The 20,946-nt window shown below is 42.1% G+C and carries 33 protein-coding genes; 29 read left to right on the forward strand and 4 right to left on the reverse strand.

The window, feature by feature from the left end:
- Window positions 1-22 precede the first annotated feature (22 nt).
- The 4 genes from LKO26_RS00680 to LKO26_RS00695 all read right to left on the reverse strand — a co-directional run bounded on the left by LKO26_RS00680 (window position 23) and on the right by LKO26_RS00695 (window position 3,154).
- A complete protein-coding gene (locus LKO26_RS00680) occupies window positions 23-778 on the reverse strand; it encodes a DUF5995 family protein (RefSeq protein ID WP_227585870.1) in 756 nt (251 codons plus the stop codon).
- Between the two features lie 96 nt (window positions 779-874).
- Entirely contained in the window at window positions 875-1,399 is a 525-nt protein-coding gene (locus LKO26_RS00685; protein WP_227585871.1) for a YciI family protein, read from the reverse strand.
- 11 nt (window positions 1,400-1,410) lie between these two features.
- Window positions 1,411-2,589 (reverse strand): nicotinate phosphoribosyltransferase, encoded by a 1,179-nt coding sequence (gene pncB / locus LKO26_RS00690; RefSeq protein WP_227585872.1) that lies wholly within the window; start codon window positions 2,587-2,589, stop codon window positions 1,411-1,413.
- A gap of 88 nt (window positions 2,590-2,677) precedes the next feature.
- Window positions 2,678-3,154 (reverse strand): Dps family protein, encoded by a 477-nt coding sequence (locus tag LKO26_RS00695; RefSeq protein WP_227585873.1) that lies wholly within the window; start codon window positions 3,152-3,154, stop codon window positions 2,678-2,680.
- A gap of 275 nt (window positions 3,155-3,429) precedes the next feature.
- Between LKO26_RS00695 and rpsL the strand changes: the two genes are divergently transcribed.
- From rpsL to rplO, 29 genes are all read left to right on the forward strand, one after another.
- Window positions 3,430-3,837 (forward strand): 30S ribosomal protein S12, encoded by a 408-nt coding sequence (gene rpsL / locus LKO26_RS00700; protein ID WP_227585874.1) that lies wholly within the window; start codon window positions 3,430-3,432, stop codon window positions 3,835-3,837.
- A 25-nt stretch (window positions 3,838-3,862) separates the two neighbouring features.
- The gene (gene rpsG / locus LKO26_RS00705; RefSeq protein WP_227585875.1) at window positions 3,863-4,339 is read left to right on the forward strand and encodes a 30S ribosomal protein S7; all 477 of its coding nucleotides are present in this window, start codon (window positions 3,863-3,865) and stop codon (window positions 4,337-4,339) included.
- Window positions 4,340-4,345: 6 nt separating this feature from the next.
- Window positions 4,346-6,463, forward strand: a complete 2,118-nt coding sequence (gene fusA, locus LKO26_RS00710) for an elongation factor G (RefSeq protein WP_227585876.1) — start codon at window positions 4,346-4,348, stop codon at window positions 6,461-6,463.
- A gap of 19 nt (window positions 6,464-6,482) precedes the next feature.
- Complete coding sequence (gene rpsJ / locus LKO26_RS00715) at window positions 6,483-6,788, forward strand: 30S ribosomal protein S10 (RefSeq protein ID WP_002661363.1); 306 nt, start codon at window positions 6,483-6,485, stop codon at window positions 6,786-6,788.
- 158 nt (window positions 6,789-6,946) lie between these two features.
- Entirely contained in the window at window positions 6,947-7,240 is a 294-nt protein-coding gene (locus tag LKO26_RS00720; RefSeq protein ID WP_227585877.1) for a hypothetical protein, read from the forward strand.
- A 38-nt stretch (window positions 7,241-7,278) separates the two neighbouring features.
- The gene (locus LKO26_RS00725) at window positions 7,279-8,049 is read left to right on the forward strand and encodes a GLPGLI family protein (protein ID WP_227585878.1); all 771 of its coding nucleotides are present in this window, start codon (window positions 7,279-7,281) and stop codon (window positions 8,047-8,049) included.
- A gap of 82 nt (window positions 8,050-8,131) precedes the next feature.
- The gene (locus tag LKO26_RS00730) at window positions 8,132-8,359 is read left to right on the forward strand and encodes a hypothetical protein (RefSeq protein ID WP_227585879.1); all 228 of its coding nucleotides are present in this window, start codon (window positions 8,132-8,134) and stop codon (window positions 8,357-8,359) included.
- Window positions 8,360-8,589: 230 nt separating this feature from the next.
- Window positions 8,590-10,788, forward strand: a complete 2,199-nt coding sequence (locus LKO26_RS00735; RefSeq protein WP_227585880.1) for a TonB-dependent siderophore receptor — start codon at window positions 8,590-8,592, stop codon at window positions 10,786-10,788.
- Window positions 10,789-10,904: 116 nt separating this feature from the next.
- Window positions 10,905-11,231 (forward strand): hypothetical protein, encoded by a 327-nt coding sequence (locus LKO26_RS00740; protein WP_227585881.1) that lies wholly within the window; start codon window positions 10,905-10,907, stop codon window positions 11,229-11,231.
- Window positions 11,232-11,788: 557 nt separating this feature from the next.
- Complete coding sequence (rplC, locus tag LKO26_RS00745) at window positions 11,789-12,412, forward strand: 50S ribosomal protein L3 (protein ID WP_227585882.1); 624 nt, start codon at window positions 11,789-11,791, stop codon at window positions 12,410-12,412.
- Entirely contained in the window at window positions 12,403-13,032 is a 630-nt protein-coding gene (gene rplD / locus LKO26_RS00750; RefSeq protein WP_227585883.1) for a 50S ribosomal protein L4, read from the forward strand. The genes rplC and rplD overlap by 10 nt, the downstream gene beginning before the upstream one ends.
- A gap of 3 nt (window positions 13,033-13,035) precedes the next feature.
- Window positions 13,036-13,323: a 50S ribosomal protein L23 gene (rplW, locus tag LKO26_RS00755; RefSeq protein ID WP_227585884.1), complete on the forward strand. Its 288-nt coding sequence runs from the start codon at window positions 13,036-13,038 to the stop codon at window positions 13,321-13,323.
- Window positions 13,324-13,356: 33 nt separating this feature from the next.
- Window positions 13,357-14,178, forward strand: a complete 822-nt coding sequence (gene rplB, locus LKO26_RS00760; protein ID WP_227585885.1) for a 50S ribosomal protein L2 — start codon at window positions 13,357-13,359, stop codon at window positions 14,176-14,178.
- Between the two features lie 2 nt (window positions 14,179-14,180).
- A complete protein-coding gene (gene rpsS / locus LKO26_RS00765) occupies window positions 14,181-14,459 on the forward strand; it encodes a 30S ribosomal protein S19 (protein ID WP_227585886.1) in 279 nt (92 codons plus the stop codon).
- Window positions 14,460-14,461: 2 nt separating this feature from the next.
- Window positions 14,462-14,863: a 50S ribosomal protein L22 gene (gene rplV / locus LKO26_RS00770; protein ID WP_227585887.1), complete on the forward strand. Its 402-nt coding sequence runs from the start codon at window positions 14,462-14,464 to the stop codon at window positions 14,861-14,863.
- Window positions 14,864-14,871: 8 nt separating this feature from the next.
- Window positions 14,872-15,609 carry a 30S ribosomal protein S3 gene (rpsC, locus tag LKO26_RS00775; protein WP_227585888.1) on the forward strand — a complete coding sequence of 246 codons (738 nt, stop codon included), beginning with the start codon at window positions 14,872-14,874 and terminating at the stop codon, window positions 15,607-15,609.
- A gap of 94 nt (window positions 15,610-15,703) precedes the next feature.
- Window positions 15,704-16,129, forward strand: a complete 426-nt coding sequence (rplP, locus tag LKO26_RS00780; protein ID WP_227585889.1) for a 50S ribosomal protein L16 — start codon at window positions 15,704-15,706, stop codon at window positions 16,127-16,129.
- 11 nt (window positions 16,130-16,140) lie between these two features.
- Window positions 16,141-16,329 carry a 50S ribosomal protein L29 gene (rpmC, locus tag LKO26_RS00785; RefSeq protein WP_227585890.1) on the forward strand — a complete coding sequence of 63 codons (189 nt, stop codon included), beginning with the start codon at window positions 16,141-16,143 and terminating at the stop codon, window positions 16,327-16,329.
- An 11-nt stretch (window positions 16,330-16,340) separates the two neighbouring features.
- A complete protein-coding gene (gene rpsQ / locus LKO26_RS00790; RefSeq protein WP_227585891.1) occupies window positions 16,341-16,595 on the forward strand; it encodes a 30S ribosomal protein S17 in 255 nt (84 codons plus the stop codon).
- Window positions 16,595-16,963, forward strand: a complete 369-nt coding sequence (gene rplN, locus LKO26_RS00795) for a 50S ribosomal protein L14 (RefSeq protein ID WP_181886911.1) — start codon at window positions 16,595-16,597, stop codon at window positions 16,961-16,963. Before rpsQ ends, rplN begins: the two co-directional genes overlap by 1 nt.
- Before the next feature lie 72 nt (window positions 16,964-17,035).
- Window positions 17,036-17,356: a 50S ribosomal protein L24 gene (gene rplX / locus LKO26_RS00800; protein WP_227585892.1), complete on the forward strand. Its 321-nt coding sequence runs from the start codon at window positions 17,036-17,038 to the stop codon at window positions 17,354-17,356.
- Between the two features lie 10 nt (window positions 17,357-17,366).
- Window positions 17,367-17,918 carry a 50S ribosomal protein L5 gene (gene rplE / locus LKO26_RS00805; RefSeq protein ID WP_227585893.1) on the forward strand — a complete coding sequence of 184 codons (552 nt, stop codon included), beginning with the start codon at window positions 17,367-17,369 and terminating at the stop codon, window positions 17,916-17,918.
- Window positions 17,919-17,921: 3 nt separating this feature from the next.
- On the forward strand, window positions 17,922-18,191 hold the full coding sequence (gene rpsN, locus LKO26_RS00810; protein ID WP_227585894.1) for a 30S ribosomal protein S14: 270 nt from the start codon (window positions 17,922-17,924) through the stop codon (window positions 18,189-18,191).
- Between the two features lie 153 nt (window positions 18,192-18,344).
- Window positions 18,345-18,743 (forward strand): 30S ribosomal protein S8, encoded by a 399-nt coding sequence (rpsH, locus tag LKO26_RS00815; protein ID WP_227585895.1) that lies wholly within the window; start codon window positions 18,345-18,347, stop codon window positions 18,741-18,743.
- 18 nt (window positions 18,744-18,761) lie between these two features.
- Window positions 18,762-19,307 (forward strand): 50S ribosomal protein L6, encoded by a 546-nt coding sequence (gene rplF / locus LKO26_RS00820; RefSeq protein WP_227585896.1) that lies wholly within the window; start codon window positions 18,762-18,764, stop codon window positions 19,305-19,307.
- A gap of 18 nt (window positions 19,308-19,325) precedes the next feature.
- Complete coding sequence (rplR, locus tag LKO26_RS00825; RefSeq protein ID WP_227585897.1) at window positions 19,326-19,673, forward strand: 50S ribosomal protein L18; 348 nt, start codon at window positions 19,326-19,328, stop codon at window positions 19,671-19,673.
- 19 nt (window positions 19,674-19,692) lie between these two features.
- Window positions 19,693-20,217, forward strand: a complete 525-nt coding sequence (gene rpsE / locus LKO26_RS00830; protein ID WP_227585898.1) for a 30S ribosomal protein S5 — start codon at window positions 19,693-19,695, stop codon at window positions 20,215-20,217.
- Window positions 20,218-20,232: 15 nt separating this feature from the next.
- The gene (rpmD, locus tag LKO26_RS00835; RefSeq protein ID WP_227585899.1) at window positions 20,233-20,409 is read left to right on the forward strand and encodes a 50S ribosomal protein L30; all 177 of its coding nucleotides are present in this window, start codon (window positions 20,233-20,235) and stop codon (window positions 20,407-20,409) included.
- A gap of 84 nt (window positions 20,410-20,493) precedes the next feature.
- Complete coding sequence (rplO, locus tag LKO26_RS00840; RefSeq protein WP_227585900.1) at window positions 20,494-20,943, forward strand: 50S ribosomal protein L15; 450 nt, start codon at window positions 20,494-20,496, stop codon at window positions 20,941-20,943.
- The last annotated feature ends 3 nt before the right edge of the window (window positions 20,944-20,946 follow it).

Consider the following 20,946-nt stretch of genomic DNA (forward strand, 5'->3'; position numbering starts at 1 on the left):
TTCATAATGCAATCTTTAGGAATCAGATATTCTGAATCTTCCTCAGCAGTGCAATGTTTTCGGCGACGTTTTTGTTTTCATAATTTTTGAGTTCCCGAAGGAGTGCCGGGGACAGGAGTTTTGGATTCAGAATCCGGGTAGCCACCTGCGCGGTTGCATAGTCTGCGATGCCAATGACCGTATCGCGCAGAAAGGCGGGCGTGTTGCTGCACATGACGGCAGTTGCCCAGGAAGCATCCCGGGCTTTGGTCATGGCAAAATCCAGCACGATGTTGTCCCGGTCCGCCGCCACCTTGTCTATTAAATCTAACGGGTAAAACAGGGAATTCAGCGCAGTCTGCACATTCTGGCTGATGGATGCGAGCACGGTATTGATATGGTCAAAATCTTTTTTCAGCGGATTGATCTTGCGGGGCGGCATCACACGTGCAGCGGCAATTCCCAAATCCAGATTGATATGAGCGTTCATGCCGAGAAAAATATGCTGCAAAATGAGCAGGTTTTTATTTTTGGCAGCATCAAAAGCCAATTGCCAGGACCGGGAGCACTTTTTTCCATGCAGATACTGATCCCAGGCATCCGTGTATCGGCGGGCAAATTGCACATCCAGTACCGTCATGCGCTCGTTGTCTTCAAATTTCTTCTTTTGGATTTCCCGCAGAATCTGCGCAGTGGTGATGCGGTACGTACAGGCAAAATAACCTGCAGGATTTTCTTTCTTTGCACAATGGTCAATGATCTCATCCAGTTTGGTGAGCACTTCCTGTATGGTTTTCATGGCATAAGTTTTCCGGTAAAGATAAATAAAAGAAACTTTTTCTACTCTGAATATGGAGTGGCTGCGGCGGTATTCTTCGCTGCGGATTTTAACGGATTAGGGTTGTTGTCTGGTGATGGCTTCGGTATGTTTCAGGTACAGGGGCAGGGCGGCAGAGCCGTACCAGGGTAAAATTTCATACCCAAAAATTCCAGCCTGTACTGCCGGGTCGGTATTGATTAAGCGTTCTGCTTCTTCCGCCGTTTTGACGTCCAGGATGAAGATGCCGCGGTAGCCCAGGTCATTTTTTGTGGCAAAGGGACCGGCGACAATCAGTTTGCCCTCCTTGGCCAGGCGCTGGATGTTTTCCATGTGGCCGCGGAAGTGACGGTTCAGTTCTTCCTTGTCTGTAATGACGGACGGTCCGGTTTTCAGAATGACCATCACATAGGTTTTCATGCCGTATTCATCTGCACCCAGAGAATCGGCAAGCGCCTGATTATACCCTGATGTTTTTGTTTCTGGCAAAGTCCTGACGCCTTCTGCACCGGGAGCGCCGGGAGCGCCATTTTTCCCTGACTGATGGATGGCGCAGGAATTGAGGACGAAGAAAAGGGCTGTAAGGAAGATGGGAGTTTTCATGGTAATGGTTTTTATTCATTGATTCTCAGGAAGGTTTTTGCCAGTGAAATCATATTGGGGTCACCGGTATATTTTCCACGCTCATCTGAGAGTTTTACTGTGGGAATCCAGTCCCCGTTCGGAGACTGAGCTGCGACCAGTTTCATGACAATATTCATAGGTTTCAGGCCGGCATCATTGGTCAGGTTCGTGCCGATTCCGAAAGAAATTCCGATTTTTCCCTGGCATGCCCGGGTGATTTCGGCTACTTTATCCATATTCAGTCCGTCTGAAAAAATAATGTATTTAAACAAAGGATTGATGCCGTTTTTTTCATAATGTGCTATGGTTTTTCGAGCAAATTCTATGGGGTCACCGCTGTCATGCCGCACACCGTCGAAGAGTTTGGCAAATTTTTTATCGAACTGGCGGAAGAACACATCTGTGGTATAGGTATCCGAAAGGGCCACACCCAGGTCGCCGCGGTACACATCTACCCAGTGTTCCAGTGAAAGGGCATTGGCCATTTTAAAACCATATTCGGCGGCATGAAACATAAACCATTCGTGGGCATGGGTACCGATGGGTTTTACGCCGTATTTCATGGCAAAGTGGATATTGGAGGAGCCGGTAAATCCGGAGGGGCGGTTTTGGGTCAGTGCTTTTACCACCAGATCGTGTACGGCATAGGAGTGCCGGCGGCGGGTGCCAAATTCTGCATAGGTCACGTTCATGCGATCCATTTGGCGGGCTTTCTTCAGGGTCTTGTCAATGATGAGATCGTCTGGCTCGCGCTCCATACCATTCATCACGTAATGCAGTTCAGAAATCAGGGACAGCAGTGGAACTTCCCAGAGAATGGTGCGGTACCATTCGCCTTCTACGGTGACTTGCAAGTCGTTTCCGGTTTGTTTAATGCATACTTCGGAAGGATTATAATGATAGCCGGCCAGGAAATCCAGATAGGGCAGATCCAGGTAAGGGCAGGTAATGCGCAAAAATTCTTTTTCGGCGCGGGTAAGCTTCAGTTCTGCCATAGCATTCACGGCTTTTTGAAGTTCACGGTCAAAACCTTCGGGGAAAAAATGTTTTCCACGGTTGATGAATTCGTATTGCACGCGTTCATTCGGGAAGAGTTTTACCACGGCGTTTTGCATGGTAATTTTATAGAAATCATTATCCAGAATGGAATGGAGACGGACCTCGCTCATTGAAAAAGTTTTACACAAATTTAGGCAAACAGAAACAAAAAATCGCCTTCAGACGAGGCGATTTTTAAATTCACGGGATGATCGGTGGTTATTTCCCCAGATAGGCATTGTACATCCAGACATCTTTTTCCTGCTCGGTAATGTAGTCACTCATTTGCGAGTTGGTTCCTTCGTCGCCGGCTTTTTCTGTAACCTCCAGTAAATCACGCTGCAGATCGATGACAATTTTAAAAGACGACAGAATATTCTGCACGCATTTGGTGCCGTCTGTTACCTCCTTGCTTTCTTTGATGGTAGAAAGTTCTAGATAATCCGAGTAATTGTGGTTCGGAGTGCCGTCCAGGGTCAGAATTCTTTCTGCAATTTCATCAATTTTCAGCACCAGGCTGTTATAGAGTTCTTCGAATTTCGGATGGAGGGTAAAGAAGTCATTTCCTTTAATGTTCCAGTGTGCACCTCTTGTGTTCTGATAAAAAATGGAGTAATTGGCCAGCAAAACGTTCAGTTTTTCGGCAATCAGTTTACAGTCTTCGGGTTTGAGCCCGATAATCGTTGGGTTTCTCATAATATTCTATTTACAACAAAGATACGGAAGTTCCTGTGTTATTCCTTGTGATTTTGATTGATGATACCAATCAGCAGGATTCATTTTGATTTATGAAAAATATTGTTTTATGGCTTATTTACGTTGTATATCGGCGATTTCCGTAGGGCATAGAATGTAACCACAGTTTTAAGCGGGTATTAAATCATCAAATAAAAATGTAAAGATTTATAAATCAGTGTTTGTAGGTTGAAAAAATATTCATACTTTTGCACCCTAAAATAAAAAGCAATTAAATGCCTACTATTCAACAATTAGTAAGAAAAGGAAGAGCCACGCTTGCCAAGAAGAGCAAATCGGCTGCCCTTGATTCTTGTCCACAAAGACGCGGTGTATGTACCAGAGTATATACTACCACTCCGAAGAAACCAAACTCTGCACTGAGAAAAGTAGCAAGGGTAAGACTTTCTAACGGAAAAGAGATCAACGCCTACATCCCGGGCGAAGGACATAATCTTCAGGAGCACTCGATAGTATTGGTAAGAGGCGGAAGGGTGAAAGACCTACCGGGAGTACGTTACCACATCGTAAGAGGTGCATTAGACACCGCTGGTGTAAATGGTAGAACACAAAGAAGATCCAAGTACGGAGCCAAGAGACCTAAGCCGGGTCAGGCGCCAGCTGCTGCAGGTAAGAAAAAGTAATCATTAAGTATTAAGAAACGAAACAATGAGAAAAACTAAAGCGAAAAAAAGACCGTTGTTACCGGATCCGAAATTTAATGATCAGCTGGTAACAAGATTCGTAAATAATTTGATGCTGGACGGTAAAAAGTCTATCGCATTCAAAATTTTCTATGATGCACTGGATATCGTAGAAGCTAAAAAAGGAGAGACCGAAAAAACTTCACTGGAAATCTGGAAAGATGCACTGACGAACGTGATGCCTCACGTAGAAGTACGTTCCAGAAGAATCGGGGGCGCCAACTTCCAGATTCCAATGCCGATTCGTGCCGACAGAAAAATTTCTATGGCCATGAAGTGGCTTATCAAGTATTCCAAAGCCAGAAATGACAAGTCTATGGCTCAGAAACTTGCAGCTGAAGTAATTGCTGCGGCTAAAGAAGAAGGAGCGGCTTACAAAAAGAAATCAGATACCCACAAAATGGCAGAAGCCAATAAAGCTTTCTCACACTTTAAATTCTAATCTGAAATGGCAAGAGATCTTAAATTTACAAGAAATATTGGTATTGCTGCGCATATTGATGCCGGAAAAACCACCACTACAGAAAGAATTTTATTTTACACCGGAAAGACCCACAAACTGGGAGAAACTCACGAAGGTTCTTCACAGATGGACTGGATGGAGCAGGAAGCAGAAAGAGGAATTACCATTCAGTCTGCAGCAACAACCTGTAACTGGGTATTCCCAAGATTCGACGGCGAGCCTACGCCGGATTCCAAAGAGTATCACTTCAACATTATTGATACCCCCGGACACGTGGATTTTACCGTAGAGGTAAACAGATCATTAAGAGTACTTGACGGTCTTGTATTCCTTTTCTCTGCGGTAGATGGAGTAGAACCTCAGTCTGAAACCAACTGGAGACTTGCAGATAACTATCACGTAGCCAGAATGGGATTCGTAAACAAAATGGACAGACAAGGTGCTGACTTCCTGATGGTGGTAAACCAGGTGAAGGAAATGTTGGGATCCAACGCAGTTCCAATTGTATTGCCTATAGGTGCCGAAGAAGATTTCAAAGGTGTAGTAGACCTGATTAAAAACAGAGCCATTATCTGGCACGAAAATACCCAGGGTGCAACCTTTGACGTAGTTCCGATTCCTGAAGATATGAAGGATGAAGTAATGGAATACAGAGAAAAACTGGTAGAAGCGGTTGCAGATTATGATGATACCCTGATGGAGAAATTCTTTGAAGATCCGGATTCTATCTCAGAAGACGAGATTAACGAAGCATTGAGAAAAGCAACCATCGACATGTCCATCATCCCGATGACTTGTGGTTCTTCTTTCAAAAACAAGGGAGTTCAGTTCATGCTGGATGCGGTATGTAAATACCTTCCTTCTCCTATGGACAAAGAAGCCATAGACGGTACAGATCCTAAAACTGATGAAGCCATCTCCAGAAAACCAGACGTAAAAGAACCGTTCTCTGCACTGGCTTTCAAAATTGCTACCGATCCTTTCGTAGGTCGTCTGGCATTCTTCAGAGCATACTCCGGCAGACTGGATGCAGGTTCTTATGTACTGAACGCAAGATCAGGAAACAAAGAAAGAATTTCCAGAATCTATCAGATGCACGCCAATAAGCAAAACCCTGTAGAATACATTGAAGCAGGAGATATTGGTGCAGCTGTAGGGTTTAAAGATATTAAAACGGGAGATACCCTGTGTGACGAGAAGAACCCAATCGTTCTGGAGTCCATGATCTTCCCGGATCCGGTAATCGGTATCGCTGTAGAGCCTAAAACCAAGGCTGACCAGGATAAAATGGGGAACGCTCTTGCAAAACTTGCAGAAGAAGACCCTACATTCCAGGTAAAAACAGACGAAGCGTCTGGACAAACCATCATCTCCGGTATGGGTGAACTTCACCTGGACATCATTGTAGACCGTATGAGAAGAGAGTTCAAAGTAGAAGTAAACCAGGGCCAGCCTCAGGTAGAATACAAAGAAGCGCTTACTCAGACTGCTAATCACAGAGAGGTGTACAAGAAACAGTCTGGTGGTCGTGGTAAATTTGCAGATATCGTATTTGAAATCGGTCCTGCAGATGAAGGCAAAACCGGTCTGGAGTTCGTAAACGAAATCAAAGGTGGTAACATTCCTAAAGAATTTATCCCATCTGTAGAAAAAGGATTCAAAGAATCTATGAAAAATGGTCCTCTGGCCGGATTTGAAGTAGATGCAATGAAAATTACCCTGAAAGACGGATCTTTCCACGCGGTTGACTCGGATCAGCTGTCCTTCGAACTTGCTGCCAAAATGGGCTTCAAGGAAGCAGGAAAAGCAGCCAAGGCTGTAATCATGGAACCGATCATGAAGTTGGAAGTGGTGACGCCTGAAGAATACATGGGTGATATCGTAGGTGACCTGAACAGAAGAAGAGGAACCGTAAACGGTATGGACGACAGAAACAATGCGAAAGTAATCAAAGCGTTCGTTCCACTTTCCGAAATGTTCGGATATGTAACCTCACTCAGAACATTGTCTTCCGGTAGAGCTACCTCTTCCATGGAGTTTGAAAAATATGATCCGGCTCCACAAAACGTTGCTGAAGACGTAATCGCTAAGGCAAAAGGTTAATTTTAAAATTTAGATTAAAATGTCACAAAGAATCAGAATAAAATTAAAATCTTACGATTACAATTTGGTAGACAAATCTGCTGAGAAAATCGTAAAAACGGTAAAAGCGACAGGCGCTGTAGTAAACGGACCTATCCCATTGCCTACGAACAAGAGAATCTTCACCGTACTGAGATCTCCGCACGTAAACAAGAAAGCAAGAGAGCAGTTCCAGCTTTCAGCTCACAAGAGACTGATGGATATCTACTCTTCTTCTTCTAAAACTGTAGATGCTTTAATGAAATTAGAGCTGCCTTCAGGAGTTGACGTAGAAATTAAAGTGTGATCACTGCACTTTGCTATGATACAAAATCCGTTTCCTTTTTTAGGAAGCGGATTTTTGTTTGGAATGATTATAAAATATCATGTGAAATGCTTTTTTGTCATGAGAAATTTGCATAGTTTTAGTTTTAGTTTCGTGATGTTAATTTAAAAAAAAACATTATGAGGAAATTATTTTTTGTTGGAGCTCTTGCCATTAGCGGGATTACAACTGCAAATGTGAATGTTTATCATAGTAATTTACAATCCGCAGTAAACTTATTCTCGGGAGGAGGTTATTATACGCTACCGGTTACAACTTCTTGTGGGACATCATATACTCAAAACATATGGTGTGATACACCTCCAACGCAAACAGACGCAGATATAATGGGGCAAGCAATAAATTATGCGCAATGTGGAGTGTTTTCCGGTGCAAGATCTAGTCTTAAGAGAAGTTATGCAGTAGTAGACTAAAATAGCAGCACTTATTTTATTTTTTTTCAATAGTACAAATGAAATATCTTTTTGCATTTATTTTAATTTATATGCCATTGATAGTATCTTCACAAAAGGACTACACCTACAAGGCAGTTTATGAGTTAACCTACAAGGCAGACTCCACTGCCGGATACCAAAATACCCGTTTAGTCTTATTAATGAATGACAATCAGGACAGTTATTTTCAGGATTATGAAACCTACAAAAGGGATTCTGTAAACAGTTCGCAGCTAACCGGAACAGGAGCTTTTATAAAGGATGTTGTGATAACGGACTATTCGGATCGTAAAATACATATTTCACAAACTTTTGAAAACACAAAGGTGTATTATACGGAAACGATCCCTCAGAAATGGCAGATTAAACCTACTGAGAAACTAATCGGAACGATACAATGTAAAGAGGCGACCTTAGATGCTTATGGCAGAAAGTGGAATGCTTGTTTCGCAGAAGACTATCCGTTTCAGTTCGGACCTTATTTCTTTGCCGGTTTACCCGGACTGATTGTAAGTGTAGAAGATGAACAGAAATTTTATCAGTTTAAGTTGGTCTCTTTCAGAAAAGAAAATCACACGGTTGCCGTAAGTGGAAAAGGTATAGAAGTACCAAAAGAAAAGTATTATCAGATGATTTATGATGCCGATTTCAGCGGTAATTTTTTCAATAAATTCAAAATGCAGGATGCCGATGAGCAAGAGCGGTTAAAGAGAAAATTTATTGAAGGCAAGAAGAAACTTAATACCTTTCCTGTGGATCAGTCCATGCGTTATGTCTTTGAGAAGTAAAATGTGATTGCTGCACTTTGCTATGATACAGATTCCTTTTTGGGAAGCGGATTTTTTATATTTTTAAGATTAAAATTTTATAATGATGAAGAGCCGGTTCAAAGCACCCTTTTTAATTTTACTGATGACTTTTGCCGTGGCTTATTGTCACTTTGCTACAGAAGTTATTTTTAGTGCCAATCAAACTTTTGATGTTGCTGACTTGAAACGGGAATATTTGCAATCTCTGTTCGTAGGTTTTATGGCAGCAGTTTTTGGGGTGTTAGGTCAGTATTTTTTGTTTGATCGAAAGAAAAGAGATTTAGGATAGAATGCATCCTGCATGCAATTTTTTTGGAAAAATAAGAATAGTGAGGCTTGGATATTATCTGAGCCTTTTCTAATTTATTTTTCACTCTTGTGTGTTTCGTTACCTGCCAAACTACGCCTCAGAAGGCTTTTACACCTTGTTTTTTTCCAAAAACTGATATTTATCAGATTTTATCATTATTTAGAATAATTAAAAATAGTACATTTGCGGCAAATAAAAAAGTAAGCTATATGAGAAAACTGACCGCTGCTATAGTACTGCTTGCCGGTGTGGCAGGAGCCCAGGCGCAAATGCGTTATGACCACTATGAACCATTAGAAGAAGATACCCTTAAAAGAACCCGCACCATACAGGAGGTAGAACTCTTCGGGAGCAAAGGCCAGCAGCCGGAAGGTCTGGAAATCATTACCAGAATGCCGCTGAAGACCAGAGATCAGATTCAGAATATTTCGGTTATTTCGTCTAAGGTAATAGAGGATCTGGGAGGTCTTACCGTAACAGATGTAGTGAAAAACGTTTCGGGTGTCACGCTTTTTGGTTCCTATGGGGGCAACAAAGAAAGTATGTCCATCCGCGGATACCGGGGGGTGCCGGTTCTCAAAAATGGGGTGCGCATGGATTCAGATTTCAGAACCAGTGCCATGCTTACCGATATGCAGGGCGTAGAAACCATTCAGGTGATCAAAGGTTCTGCTGCCATCACACAGGGGGTAGCTGCCGGGCTGGGAGATGCCGGTGGGGTCATCAATATCGTAACCAAAAAGCCACATTTCATTAACTCGGCCAAAGTAGGAATGCGTGTGGGAAGCTGGGATATGTATCGTCCGTTCTTTGATGTACAGCAGGTGCTGGATACCCAGAATAAAGTTGCTGTAAGGCTTAATGGTGCCTATCAGCAAAATAACAGCTTCAGAAACGGCGTTTCGGCAGACAGAATCTATGTGAACCCGTCTATCGCCTACCGCCCGGATGATAAAACCCAGATCAATGTGGAAATGGATTACTTCAACAGTAACAATACCCCGGACAGAGGTACCGTGAACCTGAGTGACGACTCCGCAAATAACCTGTATGTCATGCCAAAAGGTAAATTCCTGGGATTCCGTACAGACAATAACCATACAGAAAGTTATAACTTCGCTTCAAATGTGGTCAGAAAACTGAATGACCAGTTCAAACTGAGAGCAGCTTATTACAACTCCAACTATAATAATGAAAGTATTGCATCCAGCATCGGGAAAGGTAATGCAGCGACCAATTACGCTGTAAGAAGCCGTGGACTGTCCAAATCTGAGCGCGAGGACAATAATCAGACCTTCCAGTTTGATTTCATCGGGCAGGATGTGTACACCGGGAAAATCAAACACACCTTTCAGACCGGGTTCGACTGGTCACAGTCCAATGTACTGACGACTTCTTATGGTGCCAAAAACAATGTGGACCAGATCAATGTACTGGAGGATATTACCAATGTTCTCCCTGCCGGGGTTACCCTGGAATTCGGAGGTCCTACCGGAACTTCCAGATCGCTGGCAAGCCACATGGGACTGATGGCGCAGGACGTCATCACCTTCAACAAATATCTGAAAGCCGTACTCGGCGTGCGCTACAGTAAATTGCACGGGGTGCCGGAAGGTGAGGAATTTGACGCATGGAACCCTTCCTTCGGACTGATGGTTTCGCCTAAAGAAAACATGAACATCTTCGGGTCTTATACCAGCACCACATCGCTACGCGGAGCCAATAACCCGGTTTTGGGCGGCGGCACCGTAGGACCGGAGCGTACCGATCAGTTTGAGGCAGGTCTGAAATCCGACTGGCTGGATGAAAAACTGAGATTTAATGTGACTTTGTTCCATGCACTGACCGATAACCTTTCTTATTCCATTCTGAATGAAGCAGGACAGGCTACCGGCGACTACGGACTTGCCGGTCAGCTAAAAAGACAAGGGGCAGAGGTAGAACTCATCGGTAGAGTAATGCCCAACCTTCAGGTGATGGCGGGTTATGCATATCTGGATGCGCAATACCAGGAATCACCGGCGTATATGGACGGCAGTGCCCCTATGAACACGCCACAACATACGGCAAACGGCTGGGTAAACTATAAATTCAACCAAGGATTCGTGCGCGGACTGGATCTGGGTGTGGGCGTGTACCACGTAGGGGCAAGACCGGTAGATAACTTTACCAAGAAAACCATCCAGAGCGGTCACGTAAATTCAGTGGAGCCGGGAGTGAAACCATTTGATCTTACCGCTTATACTACGGTGGAGGCGCAGATTGGATATACCTACAACGGATTCGGAGTGCGGGTGTTTTTCAATAACCTGACAGATGTAGTGAACTACAGCTCATACTACCGTGGTGGTTACCTGGATCAGATTCAGCCCCGTAACTTCTCGGCACAGCTGACGTATCAGTTTTAATCAGTTTTACATTCATAACAAAGGTACGTGTGCTTTTACCGTAGTTTGAGAAAAAATTTCAGATAAGCCCGGAATTCCCTTTCAGCAGATGGAAGTCATTTCAAGGACTACGGCTTTTGCCATGCTACAAAAATCCCTTTTCGCAAGAAGAGGGATTTTTTGTGATGGGCGGTGCAGACGGCGTGCTCTTTTTTGCCACCTTCTATTTTTTAGGAGTACACGTCAAGAGGTTCCGTTCACTTCAATCGCCGGCTGTACGCTCATACTCCTCCCGCCTGCGCATAGGCCTGCGCCTGGTGCGGGGTAACCGCTGCCATCCGGACTATGATCCGGCAGGGGCATTCTTCAGATCCGGGGTGAGGCTGGCACATCAATGGTCGTCAACTGATCTGATGATGATTTTCCATAGAAAACCGTTCATCATCCCACGCATTGCTGACTGAACGTTAACATCCATATATTATAATGTGTTATCTTCTGCATCAGTAACCTTCTTTTTGCTTTAAGGTCTGTGAGCATCAGCAGTGAAAGTCTTGATTTGCTGTTCCCGCACCGTAGGTGCCTGCTGTTCATAGCAGCAAATGTCACAGTAAGATCTGAGCTCTGTAGGAGCGCACTGTTAATCACACATTTCAATTCCTGTGGATTCTTGGGCAAATCCACCCTCCCGGACGGTATGCTCTTCACTTTCTTTTCTAAAATAAATTTGTTTGTTTCCTTCATCATGAGCATGCTGCTTTTCCTCTCTTGCTCTTCATGGTAAAATACGGCACCACCTGTTACAGAAAGCCTGAAAATCCGGGTGCCTGTTTCAGGAATCAAAATCATATTCCTGCGCTGCTGAATTAAATTCAAAATATTTTAACTCACTGTTTGTCAATTGAAATATTCTTCATAAATTTGCACTCTCATTTTGGGGGAGAAGTATGCCTAATCAAGAAATAGAAATTGCTTCGGAGCCGGAAATGAAATAAGTGAAACAACAGATATATATTAAATAATGTCAGGTATTATTGGAAAAAAAGTCGGGATGACTTCCCTGTTTAACGAAGAAGGAAAGAATATTCCTTGTACCGTTATCCAGGCGGGGCCATGCTCGGTTTTACAGGTCAGAACCGTAGAGACTGATGGCTACAAAGGCGTACAGTTAGGTTTCGATGACAAGAGTGAGAAGAACGTTGGAAAAGCGTTGGCCGGCCATTTTAAGAAGGCAGGTTCTGCTCCTAAGGCTAAATTGGTAGAATTCAACCATGGATTCGATGATTTAAAGGTAGGAGATGAAGTGAAGGTTAACTTGTTTGCAGAAGGAGAATATGTGGATGTAACAGGTACTTCAAAAGGTAAAGGATTCCAGGGTGTTGTAAAAAGACACAACTTTGGAGGGGTAATGCAGGCTACACACGGTCAGCACAACAGATTGAGAGCGCCGGGTTCTATTGGTGCGGGATCTGATCCGTCCAGAGTATTTAAAGGGATGAGAATGGCCGGAAGAATGGGAGGTAAGCAGGTAACTGTACAAAACCTTGAGGTTCTGAAAGTAGATGAAGAACAAAATCTTCTGATCGTAAAAGGGGCAATTCCGGGGGCTATTAATTCATATGTAATTGTAAGAAGATGGAACTAGTAGTATTAAACAATACCGGTAAAGATACCGGAAGAAAAGTGACCCTGGATGATTCTGTATTCGGAATTGAGCCAAACAGCCACGCGGTATATCTGGAAGTGAAGCAATTCCTTGCTGCACAAAGACAGGGAACTCATAAATCTAAGGAAAGAAGCGAAATTACCGCTTCTACCAGAAAACTTAAGAAGCAAAAAGGTTCAGGATCTGCGAGATACGGTGATATTAAGTCGCCTACTTTCAAAGGTGGGGGTAGAGTTTTTGGTCCGAAACCAAGAGACTACCGTTTCAAACTGAACAAAGCGCTTAAGAGATTGGCCAAGAAATCTGTTCTGTCTCAGAAAATGAGAGAAAACAGCATTAAAGTAATGGAAGACCTGAGCATGAACGCTCCTAAAACCAAAGATTTCATCACGTTACTGAACGCGCTGGAGCTCAATGGTAAGAAGTCATTGTTCATTATTCCTGAAGCAAATAAGAATGTGTATTTATCTTCAAGAAACCTACCGAAAACCAAAGTTCTGAACTATAACGAAATCAGTTCTTATGACTTGGTCAATGCAGGTGAGATTGTTTTCTTTGAAGGTGCGGTAGAAAAATTCCAGGATAACCTAAAGAAATAAATCATGTCAGTTATTATAAAACCAGTTATTTCAGAAAAAGCAAACTACCTTACTGAACTTAGAGGAGACTATTCTTTTTTGGTAAACCCGAAAGCGAATAAAATCCAGATTAAGAAAGCGGTAGAAGATGCTTACGGTGTGAAAGTAGCAGACGTCAGAACCATGATTTATGCTCCTAAAGTGTCTGCAAAATACACCAAGAAAGGACTTCAGGTTGGGAAAACCAACAAACTGAAAAAAGCGGTTATTACCCTTGCAGAAGGAGAAGTGTTAGACGTATTTTCAGTATAAATTAAGCGTAGTAAATAATTATAAACAATAGTAATGTCTGTTAGAAAATTAAAACCTATCACCCCGGGACAGAGATTCAGAGTTGTAAACAACTTTGAGGAAATTACTACCAACAAGCCAGAGAAATCTCTTACGGTTGGTATTAAAAAGTCAGGTGGACGTAACCAAACAGGTAAAATGACCATGCGTTACACCGGAGGTGGACACAAAAAGAAATACAGAATTATAGACTTCAAGAGAAATAAATTCAATGTTGAAGCTACTGTAAAAACTGTAGAGTACGATCCGAACAGAACTGCTTTCATAGCACTGCTGGAGTACGCGGACGGAGAGAAGAGATACATCATCGCTCCAAACGGTATCAAGGTAGATCAGAAAGTAATCTCTTCAGAATCTGCAGAACCGAATGTAGGGAACGCCATGAAATTGAAACACATTCCACTGGGTACCGTAATTTCATGTATCGAAATGAGACCAGGACAAGGGGCAATTTTGGCCAGAAGTGCAGGATCCTCTGCACAGCTTACCTCCAGAGACGGTAAGTATGCCATCATTAAACTGCCTTCCGGAGAATCCAGAATGATCCTTACAGAATGTATGGCCATGATTGGATCCGTATCCAACTCGGACCACCAGCTTACCGTATCCGGTAAAGCGGGTAGAAGCAGATGGCTGGGAAGAAGACCTAGAACAAGAGCGGTAGTAATGAACCCTGTAGATCACCCGATGGGTGGTGGTGAGGGACGTTCATCCGGAGGTCACCCAAGATCCAGAAACGGTATGCCTGCTAAAGGTTACAAAACCAGAAAGAAAAACAAAGCGTCTAACCGATTCATCGTCTCTAAAAGAAAATAATTATGGCAAGATCACTTAAGAAAGGACCTTTCATTCATCATACTTTAGAGAAGAAGGTTCAGGCAAATATAGAGTCTAATAAAAAGACTGTAATCAAAACTTGGTCCAGAGCATCTATGATCTCTCCGGACTTCGTAGGGCAAACCATCGCAGTACATAACGGGAAATCTTTTATCCCGGTATATGTTACAGAAAACATGGTAGGCCACAAGTTAGGCGAATTTTCTCCGACAAGATCTTTCAGAGGTCACGGTGGTAACAAAAATAAAGGAAGCAGATAATCATGGGATCAAGAAAACACGATAGCGCATTAGCTAGAAAAGTAGTAAAGAAAGATGTGATCAGTGCACGTCTGAACGACTGTCCTTCTTCTCCTAGAAAAATGAGATTGGTTGCTGATATCATCAGAGGAGAACAAGTAGACAAAGCTCTTTATATCCTGAAGTATTCTAAAAAAGATGCTTCCGGTAAACTGGAAAAACTTCTTCTTTCTGCCATTGCAAACTGGCAGACCAAGAACGAAGGAGCAGATATAGAAGAAGCAAACCTGATCGTTAAAGAAATATTTGTAGACAGTGCAAGACAATTGAAGAGACTGAGACCGGCTCCACAAGGAAGAGGTCACAGAATCAGAAAAAGATCTAACCACGTTACAATCATTTTAGACTCACAAGACAATAAATAATTCAAGGTATGGGACAGAAGACAAATCCAATTGGTAACAGATTAGGTATCATCAGAGGATGGGATTCTAACTGGTATGGCGGAAACGATTATGGAGACAAAATCGCGGAAGACTATAAAATCAGAAGATACCTTGAAGCAAGATTATCTAAAGGCGGTGTTTCTAGAATCTATATAGAAAGAACACTGAAATTAGTAACCGTAACCATCACTACTGCAAGACCGGGATTAATCATCGGTAAAGGCGGTCAGGAAGTTGATAAACTGAAAGAAGAACTGAAAAAACTTACCGGTAAGGATGTTCAGATCAATATCTTCGAAATCAAAAGACCTGAACTGGATGCAGTATTGGTAGCAGACAGCATTGCAAAACAAATCGAAAACCGTATCTCTTACAGAAGAGCTGTGAAAATGGCTATTGCTTCTACCATGAGAATGGGTGCAGAAGGAATCAAAGTAATGGTTTCCGGACGTTTGAACGGTGCTGAAATGGCAAGAAGCGAATCCTTCAAGGAAGGCAGAATTCCATTGTCCACTTTCCGTGCAGATATCGATTATCACATTGGTGAAGCGCTTACACAGTACGGTAAACTTGGGGTGAAAGTTTGGATCATGAAAGGAGAAGTGTATGGTAAAAGAGAACTTACACCACTGGTAGGACAACAGCAGAAGAGATCCGGCGGCAGAGAAAGAAATGATCGCGGCGGAGACAGAGATAGAAGACCAAGAAGAAATAATAACAACTAAAATTTTAGATGATATTTTTTAAATTTTAAATCACCGTTACTTTTTTAAAATCTGAAAACTAAAATCTAGAATCTAAAATCTAAAATTTAAGATAATGTTACAACCAAGAAGAACCAAATTCCGTCGTGTTCACAAAATGAAGATGAAAGGAAATGCGCAAAGAGGAGCACAACTTGCGTATGGAACTTTCGGAATCAAAGCTACAGACGGAGCGTGGATTACAGCAAGACAAATCGAAGCAGCCCGTATTGCTGCTACGAGATATATGAAGAGAGAAGGTCAGCTATGGATCAAAATATTCCCGGATAAGCCAATTACCAAAAAACCTGCAGAAGTACGTATGGGTAAAGGTAAAGGTGCCGTAGAATATTGGGTAGCCGTAGTGAAACCCGGTAAAGTGATGTTCGAAATCGGTGGGGTACCTTACGATGTAGCGAAGGAAGCACTGAGACTGGCAGCACAGAAATTACCTGTAGTGACTAAATTTATCGTTGCGAACGATTTTGTTAAACCTGAATAAATCTTTGTATTATGAAAAATGCTGATATCAAAAATTTAAGCGTTGGAGATCTACAAAACAAACTGGCAGAACTGAAGGCCGAGTACAGCAAAACGAAACTGGCTCATAAGATCAGCCCTGTAGAAAACCCGATTCAAATCAGAGATTTGAGAAGAACAATCGCAAGATTAAATACTGAATTAACCGCTAAACAACAATAATTCATTTTACAATGGACAGAAATTTAAGAAAAGAAAGAATTGGGGTGGTTTCCAGCAACAAAATGGAAAAAACTATTGTTGTAAGCGAGACAATGAGAATGAAACACCCATTATACGGTAAGTTCGTTTTGAAAACGAAAAAATATACCGCTCATGATGAGAATAATGAGTGCAGCGAAGGCGATACTGTATTAATTCAGGAAACAAGACCTTTGAGCAAAAGTAAGAGATGGAGATTAGTAAGAATCATTGAAAAAGCTAAGTAATGTTACAAACAGAATCAAGATTAAAAGTAGCTGATAATACCGGAGCAAAAGAAGTTTTGGTAATCAGAGTTCTGGGGGGTACCAGAAGAAGATATGCTTCAGTGGGTGATAAAATCGTAGTGACTATCAAAGATTCTACACCATCAGGAAACGCAAAGAAAGGACAAGTGTCCAAAGCTGTAGTCGTAAGAACCAAAAAAGCAGTTCGCAGAAAAGATGGATCATACATCAAATTTGACGATAATGCCTGCGTGCTTCTTAACGCTACAGGAGAAATGAGAGGAACACGTGTTTTCGGACCCGTTGCCCGTGAGTTGAGAGATAAAGAATACATGAAAGTAATTTCATTGGCTCCAGAAGTTTTATAATAATTTTAAAGGAGAGATTCTCCTGATCCTTCAGAAGAATCTCAAATTTTTAATCTAAAATCTGACAAAGAAATGACAAAAATTAAAATAAAAAGAGGAGACAACGTAATCGTAACCACCGGTAAGAATAAAGGCGGAAAAGGCGAAGTTCTTCAGATCATTAAGAAAGAAGGAAAAGACCCAAGAGTTATTGTGGCAGGCATTAACGTGATCAAAAAACACGTGAAGCCTTCTGCATCTAACCCGCAGGGTAACATCGTAGAAAGAGAAGCTCCTATTCATATTTCCAATGTTGCCTTAATGGACAAAAACGGAAAAGCAACCAAAACAGGAAGCAAAATGGAGGGTGATAAGAAAGTAAGAGTTGCTAAAACAACCGGTGAAACTTTATAATAGTACAGACATGGAATTTATAGCAAGACCAAAAAAAATATACAGAGAGAAAATTGTTCCTGCAATGATGGAAGAATTTGGGTATAAATCTGTAATGCAGGTTCCCAGATTAGAGAAAATCATTCTTTCACAAGGTTTGGGCGCAGCTACTGCAGACAAAAAAATCATTGATTACGCAGTAGAAGAACTTACCGCCATCACAGGCCAGAAAGCTGTGGGAACCATCTCTAAGAAAGATGAAGCAGCCTTCAAACTGAGAAAAGGAATGCCGGTAGGAGCCAGAGTAACCCTGAGAGCCGACAAAATGTACGAGTTCCTGGACAGACTTACTTCTTCTGCATTGCCACGAATCAGAGATTTCTCCGGAATCAAAGCAGATGGTTTTGACGGACGCGGAAATTATAACCTGGGTATTACCGAGCAGATTATCTTCCCGGAAATCGTGATCGATAAAGTGAAGAAAATTCAAGGGATGGACATCACTTTTGTGACCACTGCCAAAACAGATAAGGAAGCAAAATCATTATTAACTCACTTCGGTTTACCATTTAAAAAGAACTAAGAAATGGCTAAAGAATCAATGAAAGCGCGTGAGCGCAAAAGAGAAGCTACAGTTGCAAAATATGCTGAGAAAAGAAAGGCTCTGAAAGAAGCCGGAGATTACGAAGCTTTGCAAAAATTACCAAAAGATGCTTCTCCCGTAAGACTGCATAACAGATGCAAACTTACAGGAAGACCAAGAGGTTACATGAGAGCATTTGGTATTTCCAGAGTAACTTTCCGCGAGATGGCAAACCAAGGTTTGATCCCGGGAGTGAAAAAAGCAAGTTGGTAACAATTTTGTAAAAATCGAGGCAGTCAAGTTGAACTTCAGACCCGAGACCTATAGCTGAGAGATAGGAGACGTAAAGTCTCTTGTCTCCAGTCTTTAAAACTCCAGTCCCTTTCAATACTGGCTGTCATTAACCAATAACAACAAAAAAGAAAAATGGTAACAGATCCAATTTCAGATTTCCTGACCAGAGTAAGGAACGCACAAAGCGCAGGCCACAAAGTGGTGGATATTCCTGCATCGAAAATCAAAAAGGAGATTACTAAAATCCTCTATGACCAGGGTTATATTACAAACTATAAGTTTGAAGATAATGCGGTACAGGGGAACATCAAAATCGCTTTGAAGTATGACAAACTAACCAGCAAACCTGCCATCAAGTCCATCCAGAGAGCATCCAGACCAGGACTTAGATACTACGCAGGATCTACAGAACTGCCAAGAGTTCTGAACGGGTTAGGGATCGCTATCATCTCTACTTCCAGAGGAGTGATGACAGGGAAACAAGCTAAAAAAGAGAATGTAGGTGGAGAGGTAATCTGCTATGTTTATTAATTTTTTAAAATAAGGAAAATGTCAAGAATTGGTAAATCAATTATAACGGTTCCTGCCGGTGTTACCATCTCCCAAGAAAACGGGGTTGTAACCGTAAAAGGTCCAAAGGGAGAATTGTCCCAGGAACTTTTGGAAGGAATCAGCATCGAGCAGAAAGACGGAGAAATCACGGTAACCCGCCCGTCTGATTCTAAACAACATAAAGCATTGCACGGATTGTACAGATCACTGATCAATAATATGGTAGTGGGTACAGCCGAAGGTTTCGAAAAGAAACTGGAACTGGTAGGGGTAGGTTACAGAGCCGCTCACCAGGGACAAAAACTGGATCTGGCATTGGGATTCTCTCACAGTATCGTTATGGAACTTCCTGCTGAAGTAAAAGTAGATACCCTGACAGAGAAAGGTAAAAACCCAATCATCACACTGGCGTCACATGACAAGCAATTGCTGGGCATGGTGGCTGCAAAAATCAGATCTTTCAGAAAACCTGAACCATACAAAGGTAAAGGGGTGAGATTTGTAGGTGAAATTGTAAGACGTAAAGCTGGTAAATCTGCTTAATTTTAAAACTTAAGAAAAATGGCACTAAGCAAAGTAGAAAAAAGAAATAGAATTAAAAGAAGAGTGAGAGGAAAAATCTCCGGTTCTTCTGAATTGCCAAGATTATCCGTTTACAAAAGTAACAAAGAAATTTACGCTCAGATCATAGACGATAAAGAAGGTAAAACACTTGCATCTGCTTCTTCCAGAGGTCTGAATGCAAAAGGAAATAAAGTGGAAATCTCTGCAGAAGTTGGGAAGGCAATTGCCGAAAAAGCAAAAGCTGCAGGTATTGAAACCATCGTGTTCGATAGAAACGGTTTCGTATACCACGGGCGTGTAAAAGCCCTGGCAGACGGAGCTAGAGAAGGCGGACTAAAATTCTAATCATTAAATTTCGGAACATATGTTAGGACTAGATAATATAGAAAAAGTAAAACCGGGAGGATTAGAACTTAAAGATCGTCTCGTAGCTGTAAACAGAGTAACCAAAGTAACCAAAGGTGGACGTGCATTCGGATTTTCTGCAATTGTTGTAGTAGGAGACGAAGCAGGCGTTATCGGTTACGGTCTGGGGAAATCCAAAGAAGTGGCAACCGCGATCTCTAAAGCAGTAGAGGATGCCAAGAAAAACCTGGTAAAAGTACCCCTTACCAAAGACGGTACCATTTATCACGAAACCGAATCAAGATTTGGAGGTGCTCATGTTTTCATGAGACCGGCTTCTCACGGTACAGGGGTTATCGCTGGTAACACCGTGCGTATCGTAGTAGAATCTGCAGGTATCAAAGATATTCTTACAAAATCAAAAGGATCTTCTAACCCGCATAACGTGGTAAAGGCAACTTTCAAAGCGTTACTGGATATCAGAACTCCGGAAGAGATTGCAAGAATGAGAGGGGTAAGTCTGGATAAAGTTTTTAAACACTAATAAGCGACATAAAAAATGGCAACAATTAAAGTAAAACAAGTAAGAAGTGCTATTGGCAGAACCAAGTCTCAGAAGAGAACGCTTGAAGCATTAGGGTTGAAAAAACTGCACCAGGTAGTAACACATGAAGATACTCCTGCTATCCTGGGGATGGTGGCTGCAGTAAGACACTTAGTAGAAGTTGAAAAATAATTATCAGATAAAAGAAGAGAGCTTCCGGAAGCATGGTTTCCGGAAACTCAAATCTTAAATCTCAAATCTCAAATCTAAAAAGCAATGAACTTAAATAACTTAAAACCGGCTACAGGTTCTACCTTCAATTCCAAAAGAATTGGTAGAGGACAAGGTAGCGGAAAAGGCGGTACTTCCACAAAAGGACACAAAGGTCAGAAATCCAGAGCCGGATATTCTCAGAAGATCGGTTTCGAAGGGGGACAAATGCCTTTGCAAAGAAGATTGCCTAAATTCGGTTTCAATAATATCAACAGAAAAGAATTTAGAGGAATTAACCTGGATACCATTCAGAACCTGATTGATACCAAAGACATCAAAGGAGACATTACCAAAGATGTACTGGTGCAAAACGGACTGGCAGGTAAAAATGACCTGGTAAAAATTATGGGCAGAGGAGAGCTGAAAGCCGGCGTATCCATCTCTGCTGATAAATTTACAAAGTCTGCCGAAGAACTTATCGCTAAAGCGGGAGGTAAAGCAATTACTCTATAATTA

The organism is Chryseobacterium sp. MFBS3-17 (genome assembly GCF_020687745.1).
Taxonomy (GTDB): Bacteria; Bacteroidota; Bacteroidia; order Flavobacteriales; family Weeksellaceae; genus Marnyiella.